Here is a 13,157-nt window from a genome sequence, read left to right on the forward strand (position 1 = left end):
CGGGTGGACGGAGGTTCCGGCGGTCCGGGGTCCCCCGGTCACGGCGTCGTGGACGACCCGTCGGGGAACCCGAAACGCACACTGTAGAACCGGATGCCGGACCAACGGCGCCTCCGGTGGCACACAGCCACCGGACGCGGTGGCGGAACGGCGTAAGCGAGCGGAAAGGCCCCTCGTCGTGGCAGCACCGCAGAACTACCTCGCGGTCATCAAAGTCGTCGGCATCGGCGGCGGCGGTGTCAACGCCGTCAACCGAATGATCGAAGAGGGGCTCAAGGGCGTCGAGTTCATCGCCATCAACACTGACGCCCAGGCGCTGCTGATGAGTGACGCAGACGTCAAGCTGGACGTCGGGCGCGAACTCACCCGTGGCCTCGGAGCCGGCGCCAACCCCGATGTCGGCCGCAAGGCCGCCGAGGACCACCGGGAGGAGATCGAGGAGGTCCTCAAGGGGGCCGACATGGTCTTCGTCACCGCCGGTGAGGGCGGCGGCACCGGAACCGGGGGCGCCCCGGTCGTGGCCAACATCGCCCGCTCCCTGGGCGCCCTGACCATCGGCGTGGTCACCCGACCCTTCGGGTTCGAGGGCAAGAGGCGGGCCACCCAGGCCGAGTCGGGGATAGCGATGCTCCGCGAGGAGGTCGACACCCTCATCGTGATCCCCAATGACCGGCTGCTGTCCATCTCCGACCGCCAGGTCAGCGTGTTGGACGCCTTCAAGGCCGCCGACCAGGTACTCCTGTCCGGTGTGCAGGGCATCACCGACCTCATCACCACGCCGGGACTGATCAACCTGGACTTCGCCGACGTCAAGTCGGTCATGTCCGGGGCGGGGTCGGCGCTCATGGGCATCGGGTCGGCGCGAGGGGACGACCGGGCGGTCGCGGCGGCGGAGATGGCGATCTCCTCACCACTGCTGGAAGCGAGTATCGACGGGGCCCACGGTGTGCTGCTGTCCATCCAGGGCGGCTCCGACCTGGGTCTCTTCGAGATCAACGAGGCGGCACAGCTCGTCGCGAACTCGGCGGCGCCCGAGGCCAACATCATCTTCGGCGCCGTCATCGACGACGCCCTGGGCGACGAGGTGAGGGTCACCGTCATCGCGGCCGGCTTCGACGAGCCGGAGGGAGTGATCCCGGTGGTGCGGGAGCGCCAGCCGGTGGACCCTCCTGAGGCCGCCGCCCCCAAGGCAGGCATCACGTCCGGCAGGGAGGAGAGGACCGCTCCGGCGGCGCCCGCCTCCGCGGACGCGAGCGGGGCGTCGGCCGCCAACATGCCGTGGATCACACCGTCCCGTCCGACTGAGCCCGCCCCGGAGCCGCAGTGGACGCCGCCGGCGTCCCAGGCCCCGCCGGTCCAGCAGCCGGTCGAGGCCGAGCCCGTCCAGCAGGAGCACCACACCCAGGCCGCTCCGGCCGAGCCGGGCCCCGCGCAGCAGACCCCGCCCCACGGCACGTCCGCCTTCCAGGCGGAGGCCGAGCCCGCCGAAGCGGTCCGCGCCGAGGAGCCCGCCCAGGTCGAGGAGGAGCCCGCGGCGCGTGAGGGAGGCCACGCGGGCCACATCCACGCGGTCTCGGACGCCACCGCCGAACGGCGTGGGGACGTGCCCACGCCCCGGCGCCGGGTCATCTTCGACGACCCCGACGACCTCGACGTCCCGGAGTTCCTGAAGTAGCTCCGACCCCGGCCCGCGGGCCGGGGTCGGAGCTACTTCCGGGGCGGTGTCCGCCCAGCCCGGGGCGGTTCGGGCGGTGGTAGTGTCCTGGACCGGGGGGACGGCGAGACGGTCCCCGCGGGAGTCCGCTCCCGCGAGGGGGCCGCGCCGGAGCCGGGACACGGCCGGTACCGGCCACCGGCCCCGAACGCCCGCGGGGCGACGCGGCCCGGGGACCCCCTCCGGCAGGAGCGGGGAGGAAACACCACCGGATGAGCAACGTCATCGACCTGGGCCACGGGGTCCGTGCCGCCGTCACCGAACGGCACGGGGGAGTGAGCGCCCCGCCCTACGACTCGCTCAACATGGGTCTGAGCTCGGGGGACGAACGCGAGGCGGTGCTCGCCAACCGCAAGATCGCCGCCCGCGACCTGGGCTTCGACGCCGACCGGGTCGTGTGGATGCACCAGGTGCACAGCGCCGACGTCCTCGTGGCCACCGGCCCCGGGGGCGCGGGCACCTGTGACGGGGTGGTCACCACCCGCTCCGACCTGGTCCTGGCCTCGATGGCCGCCGACTGCCTGCCGGTCCTGGCCGCCGACGCCGAGGCGGGCGTCCTGGGCGCCGCGCACTCGGGCCGACTGGGCACCGCGAACGGCGTGGCCGCCAACCTGGTCGCGGCCATGGCCGAACAGGGCGCCCGCGCCGACCGGATCACCGTCTTCCTCGGCCCCGCCATCTGCGGCGGGTGCTACGAGGTCCCGCCGCACGTGCGCGACGAGACCGCGCGCGGGGTCCCCGAGGCCGCCTGCACCACGAGCCGGGGCACCGCCGGGGTGGACATGCGCGCCGCGGTCACCGCCCAGCTGCGCCGGGCGGGCGTCACCGACGTCCGGGCCGACGGCCGCTGCACCCTGGAGAGCCCCGAACTGTTCTCCCACCGCGGCCAGGCGCCGACCGGCAGGTTCGCCGCCTTCCTCTGGCGCGCCTGAACGTCGCACCCGGCCACCAGGATGGTGGCGTGGAACCAACCGGGCAGCCCGGTTCCCCCCTCCCGCGGCGTGCGCGTCGCCCGTGCCACCCCCGGTCGGGCCCGCTCCCGGCGCCGCCGGAAGCCGCGGCGCTTGCGGCTCCCGCCTCGCGCGGGGCCCCCGACGGGCCCGGCGTCCCCGGGGTTCGGGGCACACGGGGCGAGGGGGGTGTAGGAAGGACAGCGAGTGGGATCCGTCCCAGGGAGAGAAGGAGCACCGTGACACACGCAGACCCGGCTCGCGTCGAGCAGGTCCGCGCCAACCTCGCCGCCGCGCGGGCCCGGATCGAGGCGGCCTGCGCCAGGGCCGACCGCAGCCCGGACGAGGTGTCGCTGGTCGCCGTCACCAAGACACACCCGGCCTCCGATGTGCGGATTCTCGCCTCACTCGGGGTGACCGACGTGGGCGAGAACCGCGACCAGGAGGCGGCGCCCAAGGCCGCCGAGACCACAGACCTCGGCCTGACCTGGCACTTCGTCGGCCAGTTGCAGACCAACAAGGCGCGCTCTGTGGCCTCCTACGCCGACGTCGTGCACTCGGTGGACCGCGCCAGGCTGGCCCGTGCGCTGGGCGAGCGCGCCGCCGCGGCCGGACGGAGCCTGACCTGCCTGGTCCAGGTCAACCTCGACGAGGACTCGCGGGCCGGGGTGATCGGTCCGCGCGGGGGAGTCGACCCCGGCGACGCGCTCGGACTCGCCGCGCGGATCGAGGAGCACGAGGCGCTCGCACTGGGCGGGGTCATGGCGGTCGCCCCCCGCGAGGGCGACCCCTCGGCCGCCTTCGCGCGTCTGCAGGAGGTCGCGGCCCGCATCCGCGATCGCTATCCTCGGGCGACGGTGGTGTCCGCGGGCATGAGCGGGGACCTGGAGGCGGCGGTCGCGCGAGGCGCGACACACCTGCGACTCGGTACGGCGTTGCTCGGCAACCGGGGACCGATCGTGGGGTAATGTCCCCACATAGACCTTGGAACCCGTCTGTGGAGTTCGCCCGAATGGACGCTCTCCCCGAGAGCGGACGGGACAGTGCGAAGGAGTCGGCTGCGGTGAAGGCCGCGGGGACGACGGAGGACATGAGATGGCCGGCGCGATGCGCAAGATGGCGGTCTACCTCGGCCTCGTGGAGGACGACCGTTACGATCACCGCTATGCGGACGAATATGATGAGTTCGACGATTTCGACGAGGGGGTGGAGGAGCAGCGTGAACGCGACGCTGACGCCCCGCCCGGCGAGGAAGCGCGAGGCGACGTGATGGACACCGGCGGTTACCTGGGCTCAGGTCGCGGTGGCACGACCGCGACCGCCTCCACCGCCGACCTCGCGCGGATCACCACGCTCCATCCGCGTACCTACAACGAGGCGCGTACCATCGGAGAGCACTTCCGAGAGGGTACACCGGTGATCATGAACCTGACCGAGATGGTCGACAGCGACGCCAAGCGTCTGGTCGACTTCGCGGCTGGTCTGATCTTCGGTCTGCATGGCAGTATCGAACGCGTCACCAACAAGGTGTTCCTGCTGTCCCCGGCCAACGTCGAGGTGACTGCCGAGGACAAGGCGCGGATCGCCGAGCGAGGGTTCTTCAATCAGAGCTAGAACGTCACATTTGTCCAGAGATTGGGTCGAGGAACGACCGTGAGTACCGTCCTGTCCGTGCTGATCATCATCCTGCAGCTGTTTGTCTTCGTGCTGCTGGCCAGGGTGATCCTGGAGATGGTGCAGTCCTTCTCCAGATCGTGGCGCCCCACGGGGTTCGTGCTCGTGATCGCCGAGATCGTGTACACGATCACCGACCCGCCACTGAGGTTCCTGCGTCGGTTCATCAAGCCCGTACGCCTGGGGAGCATCGCGCTCGACCTGAGCGTCCTGGTGCTCTTCTTCGGCGTCTACATCTTGATCGCACTGCTCGGGAGCTTCGCCTAGCAGGAGAGTAGACGTAGGCGGAAGGAACCGCCCCGGATTCCGCTATGTGGTCTTGGTCATGATCTGGATTGCCGTAAGGTCACGATCATGTAGCGTCCCTACGGACAGACTCCAAGCGCGCCAAGGAGACGAACATGCCGCTGACACCCGCCGATGTGCGGAACAAGCAGTTCAGTACCACCCGGCTCCGACCGGGATACGACGAAGAAGAGGTCGACGCCTTTCTCGACGAGGTCGAGTCCGAGCTCGACCGCCTGATCCAGGAGAACGAGGAACTGCGCGGCAAGCTGGCCGAATGCCTGCGGGGCAAGGTGCCCAACGCCGGCATGCAGGACTTCCAGCAGCAGGACCAGGCGCCCGAGCCGCAGCAGCACGAGCAGATGCGCCCCGAGCCGGTCCAGCCCCCGCAGGCCGTCGAGCCCCAGCCCCCGGTCCAGCAGCAGCAGATGCAGATGGCCGGCCCCGGCATGGGCATGGGCGGCGAGGAGAACATGGACACGGCCGCCCGTGTTCTGGCCCTCGCGCAGCAGACCGCCGACCAGGCGATCTCCGACGCCCGCCGCGAGGCCGACGAGACCCTCGGCCGCGCCCGCCACGAGTCCGAGGACATCCTCGGCAAGGCCCGCCGCCAGGCCGACCAGATCATCGGTGAGGCCCGCGCCCGTTCCGAGAACCTCGACCGCGACGCGCAGGAGCGCCACCGCCAGGTCATGGGCAGCCTCGTCCAGCAGCGCGAGGAGCTGGAGCACAAGGTCAACGTGCTCAAGGACTTCGAGCGTGAGTACCGCAGCCGCCTCAAGGACTACTTCGAGCGCCAGCTGCGCGAGCTCAAGAGCGAGGAGGAGAAGGCCCAGGAGCTGAACAACCCGAACACCACGGGCGGCTTCCAGACCATGGCTCCGCAGACCGGCGCGACGCCCTCGCTCCAGCACGGCCCCACGGGCAACCCGTTCGGGCAGCCCGAGCCGGCCCAGCACGGCGGGTTCCACCCGGGCGAGCCGCACGAGCGTCGCTGATCAGCGCGGCGTCTGCTCGAACAACTGAAGACTCCGGCACAACACGTGTAAAGGTCCTGGTCGACCCGTGATCCTTAGCATCCTCGCAACCGTGGCGGTGCTGACGGCCATCGCCGTCATCGTGGCCGCCCTGGTGTTCGCCGAGACCGTCCTGGTGTACGTCGCACTGGGACTGGCGGGCGTCAGCGTCCTCCTCCTACTGGGGGCGCTGCTCCAGGGAAGGTCCGGCGTCGGGGGCAGACCGGATCGGACGGACGGTTTGGGGAAGGCGTCCGTCCCCGTCATGGCCGCCACGGCGGCATCGGCGGTGCCCATCGCGCACGTGGAGTCGGAGAACCCTGGGCGCGTACCCGCACCGGCCTCCGAGCCGGTGCGGGAGCCCCATGTCCCGGAGCGGCCCGCCTGGCCGACTCCGGCCGCGGAGGACTCCGGTCACGGAGAACCCGAGTACGACGTCCCCCGCTGGCAGACCCCCACGGCCCACGACTGGCCGGAACCGGACACGGCGGCGCACGACGCCGCCCCCTCCGCTCCCCCCGCCGGGCCGAGCCCCTCCTGGGCGTCCTCGGAGCAGGAGCCGCAGCTCCGCGCCCCGGCGCCCTGGGAGAGCGGAACCGACACCGCCGACACCGCCGCGAGGGCGGAGTGGGACGAGCCGAGCGGTACCGCCGCCGAGGACGGACCCGACACGGGGGACACCGGCGAGCGCACGGCGGACGCCTCCGGCGCCGCCTTCACCTATGACATTCCCGGCCGTGTGCCCCCGGCCGATGACGGTTCCTCCGCCGAGGACCGCTCCCCGTCCGGAGAGGACGACGCCCCCCGCGAGGAGGACGACCGGGAGCGGGGCGGCTCCGCGTTCGCCTCCGAGGAGCCCTTCGTCTACAGCATCCCCCGCCCGGCGCAGGCCGTGGAGGAGAGCTTCCCCGAAGGCGGGGACGACGACTCCGCGGGCGGAGCCCGGGACGCGAGCCCCTTCGCCTACGACGTTCCCGGGGACGGGAACCGGGACGGCGACGGCGAGGAGGACGGCGGTCAGGCGGCCGACGCCTCGGACAGGGCCTCGTTCTCCTACGACATCCCCGGCCGGTCGGCCACGGAGGAGACCGTCGAGGAGGACGCCTTCGCGGACGGCGGCGACGACGGCGACCGTCCCGACGAGGAGGAGACCGGGGTCTTCGCCTACGACCTTCCCGGCGTGTCCACCGCCGGGGACGCCCCCTCATCCGGTGACGACTCCCGGGACGCGGGGGAAGAGGACATCGACGACGCGCCCGCCGCGGACGCCCCCGAGAAGCGTGACGCGGGGGAGCGCGACGCCGTGGAGCCCGGTGAGGACACGGCCACCGCCGGGGCTGACGGGGCTCCTGAGACCGAAGAGGCCTCCGTGCCCGCCGCTGACCACGATGACGCCCCGCGGAGCCCGCAGGCGCACGACGCGGAGCGGCTTGAGGAACCGGACGAGGACTCCGGCCCCGCCGACGACGCAGAGCACGCAGAGGACGCATCGCGGGCGCAGGCCTCGGAGCAGGACCCGGCCGGACCCGCGGCGGAGGGGGAGGACCCGGAGACGGCCGTTCTTCCGGTGGTCTCCGCGGACTCCGAGCCGGAGGAGGAGCACGCCCCCGGCGGCGACCGCGACGACGCCCGGACCGGTGGGTCGACCGACGAGGCGGCGGATGACACCGGGGACGGTGCCCGGAGCGGTGACGAGGACGCCGCGGACGCCGACCGGACCGAGGACGCCGACGACGACTCCGACGGACGAGGGGGCGGCGGTGCCTTCTCCTACCGCATCCCCCGCGGCGCGGACGAGGAGGACGGGACGCGGGCCGAAGACGCCCACGCCGACGCCGAGCCCGACCAGGAGGCCACCGGGGAGGACGGCTCCGCCGCCCGTGCGGACCGCCCCGCCGACGGTGCCGGGGGCGGCCCGGACGAGGACGGGGCGCGGGGCACCGCCGACCGCGCCTCCGGCGACGACGACGCCGACACCAAGCGCTGAGACCCGACGAGGGCGCCGCTCACCCGAGCGGCGCCCTCGCGCGTTGACGGCCGGGCCCGGTGGGCACCGGTTACCGGACCGCGCGGCGGCGTTCTCGCACGCGGCCCGGTGCCGGCGCGGACCGGGGCTGCCCGTGTCCAACGGTGCGGCGCCCCCGCGCGTCGGACTCTCCCTTCCGGGAGCCGGAGGAGGGCGCCCCGGGGACCCCGGCGGCGGACCGGCCCGGCAGCGGCGCCTGAGGTGCTGCCTGCGCGGCTCGGCCGCCCGGAGGCCCGGCGGTCACCGCGGTGCGCGCACCCGCCGCCGTGGAACGGGAGCGGCCCGGTCCGCCCGCCGACGGCGGACGGACCGGGCCGCTTCGGCCACTGCCTACGGTCAGGCCCTGCGGAACCCGAAGGTCACACCGAACTCCTCCGAGGACGCGGTGTGCAGCTCCCGGCCCGGCTCACCGGCGACGAACACGTCGGCCAGCACCTCGGCGGCGATCGTCCGACCGTGCTCGGCCAGTGCCAGCTCGGTCGCCTCGTCCGTGACCGTCCACCACACCTCGATGCGGTCCGACACCTCCAGCCCGCTCCGCTTGCGGGCCTCCTGGAGCATCCGGACCATCTCGCGGGCAAGGCCCGCGCGGCGCAGCTCCGGCGTGAGCTCCAGGTCCAGGGCGACGGTCTCGCCCGACTCCGAGGCCACCGCCCAGCCCTCACGGGGCTGCTCGGTCACCAGCAGCTCGTCGGCGCTCACCTCCACCGGCTCGTCCTCGACGTGCACCCGCGCCCAGCCGGTGGCGCGCACCTGCCGCACCAGTTCGGCCGGGTCGGCGGCCTGGACGGCCTTGGCCACCAGCGGGGTGCGCTTGGCGAACCGCTTGCCCAGCGCACGGAAGTTCGGCTTCACGGTGAAGTCCACCAGGTCGCCGCCCACCGAGGACAGCGAGTCCAGCGAGGCCACGTTCAGCTCGTCCGCGATCTGGCCGCGCAGCTGCTCGGGCAGGTCCGCGAAGCCCGGGGCGCCCACCAGGGCGCGGGCCAGCGGCTGGCGGGTGCGCACGGCCGAGTCCACCCGGGCGGAGCGGCCCAGCTCCACCAGACGGCGGGTCAGCGCCATGTTCCGGGACAGCTCGGGGTCGATCAGGTCCTCGCGCACCTCGGGCCAGGAGGCCAGGTGCACCGAGTCCGGGGCACCCGGACGGCGCAGCGCCGACCACACGTGGTCGGTCAGGAACGGCACGATCGGCGCCATCAGCAGGGTGACGGTCTCCAGGGCCTCGAAGAGCGTCGCGAACGCCGCGGCGCCCTCGGGGGTGGCGGCCCCGCCCCAGAACCGGCGGCGGGAGCGGCGCACGTACCAGTTGGACACGTCGTCCACGAACGCGGTCAGGCGGCGCCCGGCGGCCGTGGTGTCGAAGGTGTCCATCGCCTCGGTGACGTCGCGGACGACCTCGTTCAGCTCCGAGAGCAGCCACCGGTCCAGCAGCGGCCGGTCCTGCGGCGCGGGCGCCGAGTCCAGTAGCGCGTGGTCCCAGCCCTCACCGGCGTTGGCGTACAGGGTGAAGAACGACACGGTGCTGTGGTAGGTCAGCAGCACCTTGCGGACGATCTCCTCCAGGGCGGCGTGGCCCACCCGGCGGGCGGTCCACGGCGAGCCGCTGGCCAGCATGAACCAGCGCAGGGCGTCCGCGCCGTGCCGGTCCATCACCGCGATGGGCTCCATGACGTTGCCCAGGTGCTTGCTCATCTTGCGGCCGTCCTCGGCGAGGATGTGGCCGAGCACGACCACGTTCTCGAACGAGTTGCGGCCGAACACCAGGGTGCTCACCGCCAGCAGCGAGTAGAACCAGCCGCGGGTCTGGTCGATGGCCTCGGAGATGTACTGCGCCGGGAAGTTCTCCCGGAAGGTCTCCTCGTTCTGGTGCGGGGCGCCCCACTGGGCGAAGGGCATGGACCCGGAGTCGAACCAGGCGTCGATGACCTCGGGGACGCGGCGGGCCACCCGCTCCTCCTCGGGCAGGGAGGGGTCGGCGTCCGGGTCGGGGATGACGATGTCGTCGACGTAGGGGCGGTGCGGGTCCAGGGAGGACAGGTCCCGCCCGCTGAGGCGGCCCAACTCCTCCAGGGAGCCCACACAGATTCTGGCGCCCGTCGGGGAACTCCCAGATCGGCAGCGGGGTGCCCCAGTAGCGGTTGCGCGAGAGGGCCCAGTCGACGTTGCCGCGCAGCCACTCGCCGAAGCGGCCCTCCTTGACGTTCTCGGGCACCCAGTGGGTGGCCTGGTTCTGCGCGATGAGCTCGTCCTTGACCGCGGTGGTGCGGATGTACCAGGACGGCACCGCGTAGTACAGCAGCGCCGTGTGGCAGCGCCAGCAGTGCGGGTAGGAGTGCTCGTAGCTGACGTGGCGGAAGAGCAGGCCGCGGTCGCGCAGGTCGCGCACCAGCGTCTTGTCGGCCTCCTTGAAGAACACCCCGCCCACCAGCGGCAGGTCGGCCTCGAAGGTGCCGTCGGGGCGGACCGGGTTGACCACCGGCAGGCCGTAGGCGCGGCACACCACCATGTCGTCGGCGCCGAAGGCGGGCGACTGGTGCACCAGGCCGGTGCCGTCCTCGACCGTGACGTAGTCGGCGAGCACGACGTAGTGGGCGGGCTCGTCGAAGGGCACCAGGTCGAAGGGGCGCTCGTAGGTCCAGCGCTCCATCTCGTCGCCCTCGAAGCTCTCGCCGGTGAGCTCCCAGCCCTCGCCCAGGACCTTCTCGAACAGCGGGCGCGCCACGACCAGGCGCTCCTGGCCGTCGGTGGCCACCACGTACTCCACGTCCGGGTGCACGGCCACGGCTGTGTTGGAGACCAGCGTCCAGGGGGTGGTCGTCCACACCAGCAGCGAGGTGGGGTGCTCGGCGGCGGCCAGCGGGCCCGAGGTCACCGGGAAGCGCACGTACACCGACGGGTCGGTGACGGTCTCGTACCCCTGGGCGAGCTCGTGGTCGGACAGCGTGGTGCCGCAGCGCGGGCAGTAGGGGCTGATCCGGTAGTCGCGGACCAGCAGCCCCTTGTCCCAGATCTGCTTGAGCGCCCACCAGACCGACTCCACGTACTGGGGGTCCATGGTGCGGTAGGCGTCGTCCATGTTCACCCAGTAGCCCATGCGCTCGGTCATGGAGGTGAAGGCGTCCACGTTGCGCAGGACGGACTCGCGGCAGCGGTCGTTGAACTCGGCGATGCCGAAGGACTCGATGTCCTTCTTGCCGGACAGGCCCAGCTCCTTCTCCACGGCGACCTCGACGGGCAGGCCGTGGCAGTCCCAGCCCGCCTTGCGGTCCACGTGGTAGCCGCGCATGGTGCGAAAGCGCGGGAAGACGTCCTTGAAGGCGCGGGCCTCGACGTGGTGCACGCCGGGCTGGCCGTTGGCGGTGGGCGGGCCCTCGTAGAAGACCCAGTTGGGGCCGCCGCGGGTCTGGTCGAGCGAGCGCTGGAAGACGTTCTCCTTCGACCAGCGGCCGAGGATCTCGCGCTCCATGGCGGGCAGGTCGATCTGCGCGGGCAGCTGGGGCAGCGCGCGGGATTCGGGCCGGGGGTCGTTGGCCACCGTCGTACCTTTCCATCAGGTGTGTTCCTGACGGAGGGACGAGGCGTGCGGCCCCGCGGTACCACCCTCCTTGGACCGCGGCCGTGCCGCTGGGCGGCGGGCGGCGGGTCCCTCTTCGTTGCGCTGTGCCGGTTCTACTGGGACGCGGCGCGTCCGTTCCTCCGGCGGCTCCGGGGTGATCTTCGCGCTGGTCGTGCCCCCGGGCTCGCACCGCCCCCGGGTCGCTTGGACGGTCCAGCCGTTCTAGGCTGTTGCGCGTCCGGTCGGGGCCAGCGCTACTCGTCCCCATCGACACCTGAGGTCAGGATAACGCAGCGGGGAGGGCCCCGCCGCTCGTTCGGGGGAGGGCCGCCGTGGCTGAGGACGTCCGGGGCGCCGTGCTGGTGACGATGGCGGACCGCGAGGACGCCGAGGAGCTGGCCGACCAGCTCCTGGAGCAGGGGTACGAGCCGTGCCTGGTGCACCGCGACATGCTCGCGGGCGAGGACGACGCCGAGGACGTGGACTGGGTGATCGAGGTGCACACCGGGCCGCACGGCGGTCCGGCGGTGTTCGACGAGCCCCACCTGGCGGCCCTGGCCGAGGACTACGGCGGTTTCGCTTTCGCGGAGTGAGCCGCGGTACCCGGCCCGGCGGGTGAGCGGGACGGTGGGGCGCTGGAGGGTTCAGCGGGTCGCGTGGGCTGGACGGGCCCGGTGTGTGCTGGAAAACCGGTTGGGCACGGGCCGGGGGAAGCGCGAGGATGCTCCCCATGCTGATACGCGAAGCCCTGCCCGGGGACGGCCCGGCCGTCGCCGACGTGGAGGTCCGCTCCTGGCGGGCCGCCTACCCGGGCATCGTCCCGCAGGACTACCTCGACGCCATGGACACCGCGGAGCGTGGCGCCCGGTGGTCGGACTGGATCGCCGGAGCCGCCCGGCCGGGAGCGGGACTGCTGCTCGCCGAGGACGGCGCGGGGGCGGTGGCCTTCGCCTGCTTCGCCCCCGTCGAGGAGGGCACGGAGCGGGCGGGTGGTACCGCAGGGCTGTGCGAACTGGAGGCCTTCTTCTCCGTCCCCCGGGTGTGGGGGAACGGGGTCAACCGGCGGCTGATCGCCGACGTGCACCGGGCCGTCGCCGGGGCGGGGTACACCGAGGCCGTCCTGTGGGTGCTCCGGGACAACCCGCGCGCCCGGCGCTTCTACGCGGCGCACGGCTGGGAGGCCGACGGGGCGGTCACCGAGGAGGGGCCCCTCAACGGCGCGGTCCTGCCCCGCCTGCGCTACCGGCGGCGGTTCTGACCGGGGCCGGTCTGTGCGCGGCCGCGCGGGCTCCGAGCCCCCCGGGACGAACGACGCCCGTACCCCGCGCCGGGAGTGTCCGGGCAGGTCGGAGCCTTGTCCGGGCGGAAGGCGCGTCGTCCCGGATCTTTGCCTTGTCCGGGCGGATTGCCTAGGCTTCCGGCACTGCTCGCGGTACCGCCCAGGGGGAGAGCCCGCGCTCCGGCGGACTCCGGGACCGGTGCCGAGCCGTCTGGAGGGATTGCGATGAAGGCCACCGACGCCGCCCGGCTGCCGGTTCTGCCGGGGGAGGGCCCCTGGACGGCGGAAGAGGTCGCCGCGGTCCGCAGGCGGCTGGAGGAGGAGGTCGCCGTGGCGAAGCGGGAGCTCGGGGAGGTCGAGGCCGAGTTCACCGAGGCGCTGGAGGACCCCGTGGAGGGGGCCGGGGACGACAGCGCGGACGCCGGGGCCAGGGCCTTCCAGCGCGAACAGGATCTGGCGTTGGCCTACAATACTCGTGACCTGCTCGCCGAGGGCGAGCGGGCGATCGAACGTTTGGACGCGGGGACCTAGGGGTCTGCGGCTCATGCGGGCAGGCCATCGGGAAGGCGCGCCTTCAGGCCTTCCCGCGCGCGACCCTGTGCGTCACCTGCAAACAGCGCGAGGAGCGTCGCTGACTGAGGTAGAGCCCTCCGG

9 protein-coding genes and 2 pseudogenes are annotated in these 13,157 nt (G+C 72.8%); 10 read left to right on the forward strand and 1 reads right to left on the reverse strand.

Annotation, left to right across the window (positions count from 1 at the left end; all coding sequences use genetic code 11):
* Positions 1 to 178 precede the first annotated feature (178 nt).
* The 7 genes from ftsZ to AC0VX6_RS08395 all read left to right on the forward strand — a co-directional run bounded on the left by ftsZ (position 179) and on the right by AC0VX6_RS08395 (position 7,626).
* Positions 179 to 1,675 (forward strand): cell division protein FtsZ, encoded by a 1,497-nt coding sequence (gene ftsZ, locus AC0VX6_RS08365; protein WP_475468007.1) that lies wholly within the window; start codon positions 179 to 181, stop codon positions 1,673 to 1,675.
* 251 nt (positions 1,676 to 1,926) lie between these two features.
* Complete coding sequence (gene pgeF, locus AC0VX6_RS08370) at positions 1,927 to 2,646, forward strand: peptidoglycan editing factor PgeF (protein ID WP_274976921.1); 720 nt, start codon at positions 1,927 to 1,929, stop codon at positions 2,644 to 2,646.
* A gap of 257 nt (positions 2,647 to 2,903) precedes the next feature.
* Positions 2,904 to 3,632, forward strand: coding sequence for a YggS family pyridoxal phosphate-dependent enzyme (locus AC0VX6_RS08375; protein ID WP_274976922.1), 729 nt, complete (start codon positions 2,904 to 2,906; stop codon positions 3,630 to 3,632).
* A 127-nt stretch (positions 3,633 to 3,759) separates the two neighbouring features.
* A complete protein-coding gene (locus AC0VX6_RS08380; protein ID WP_013151954.1) occupies positions 3,760 to 4,278 on the forward strand; it encodes a cell division protein SepF in 519 nt (172 codons plus the stop codon).
* A gap of 39 nt (positions 4,279 to 4,317) precedes the next feature.
* The gene (locus tag AC0VX6_RS08385) at positions 4,318 to 4,605 is read left to right on the forward strand and encodes a YggT family protein (protein WP_013151955.1); all 288 of its coding nucleotides are present in this window, start codon (positions 4,318 to 4,320) and stop codon (positions 4,603 to 4,605) included.
* 134 nt (positions 4,606 to 4,739) lie between these two features.
* A complete protein-coding gene (locus tag AC0VX6_RS08390; protein WP_047869230.1) occupies positions 4,740 to 5,621 on the forward strand; it encodes a DivIVA domain-containing protein in 882 nt (293 codons plus the stop codon).
* Positions 5,622 to 5,712: 91 nt separating this feature from the next.
* Positions 5,713 to 7,626 carry a DNA polymerase III subunit gamma/tau domain-containing protein gene (locus tag AC0VX6_RS08395; protein WP_475468008.1) on the forward strand — a complete coding sequence of 638 codons (1,914 nt, stop codon included), beginning with the start codon at positions 5,713 to 5,715 and terminating at the stop codon, positions 7,624 to 7,626.
* Between the two features lie 375 nt (positions 7,627 to 8,001).
* On the opposite strand, the pseudogene ileS reads toward AC0VX6_RS08395, so the two are convergent.
* Positions 8,002 to 11,203: pseudogene (gene ileS, locus AC0VX6_RS08400) on the reverse strand (isoleucine--tRNA ligase).
* A 353-nt stretch (positions 11,204 to 11,556) separates the two neighbouring features.
* On the opposite strand from ileS, the gene AC0VX6_RS08405 reads away from it, so the two are divergent.
* The 3 genes and pseudogenes from AC0VX6_RS08405 to AC0VX6_RS08415 all read left to right on the forward strand — a co-directional run bounded on the left by AC0VX6_RS08405 (position 11,557) and on the right by AC0VX6_RS08415 (position 13,138).
* A complete protein-coding gene (locus AC0VX6_RS08405) occupies positions 11,557 to 11,817 on the forward strand; it encodes a TIR domain-containing protein (protein WP_013151959.1) in 261 nt (86 codons plus the stop codon).
* A 137-nt stretch (positions 11,818 to 11,954) separates the two neighbouring features.
* A complete protein-coding gene (locus tag AC0VX6_RS08410) occupies positions 11,955 to 12,482 on the forward strand; it encodes a GNAT family N-acetyltransferase (protein ID WP_274976925.1) in 528 nt (175 codons plus the stop codon).
* 246 nt (positions 12,483 to 12,728) lie between these two features.
* Positions 12,729 to 13,138, forward strand: a pseudogene (locus AC0VX6_RS08415) (TraR/DksA family transcriptional regulator).
* Positions 13,139 to 13,157: the final 19 nt, after the last annotated feature.

It is taken from the genome of Nocardiopsis sp. iso_25 (genome assembly GCF_056173305.1).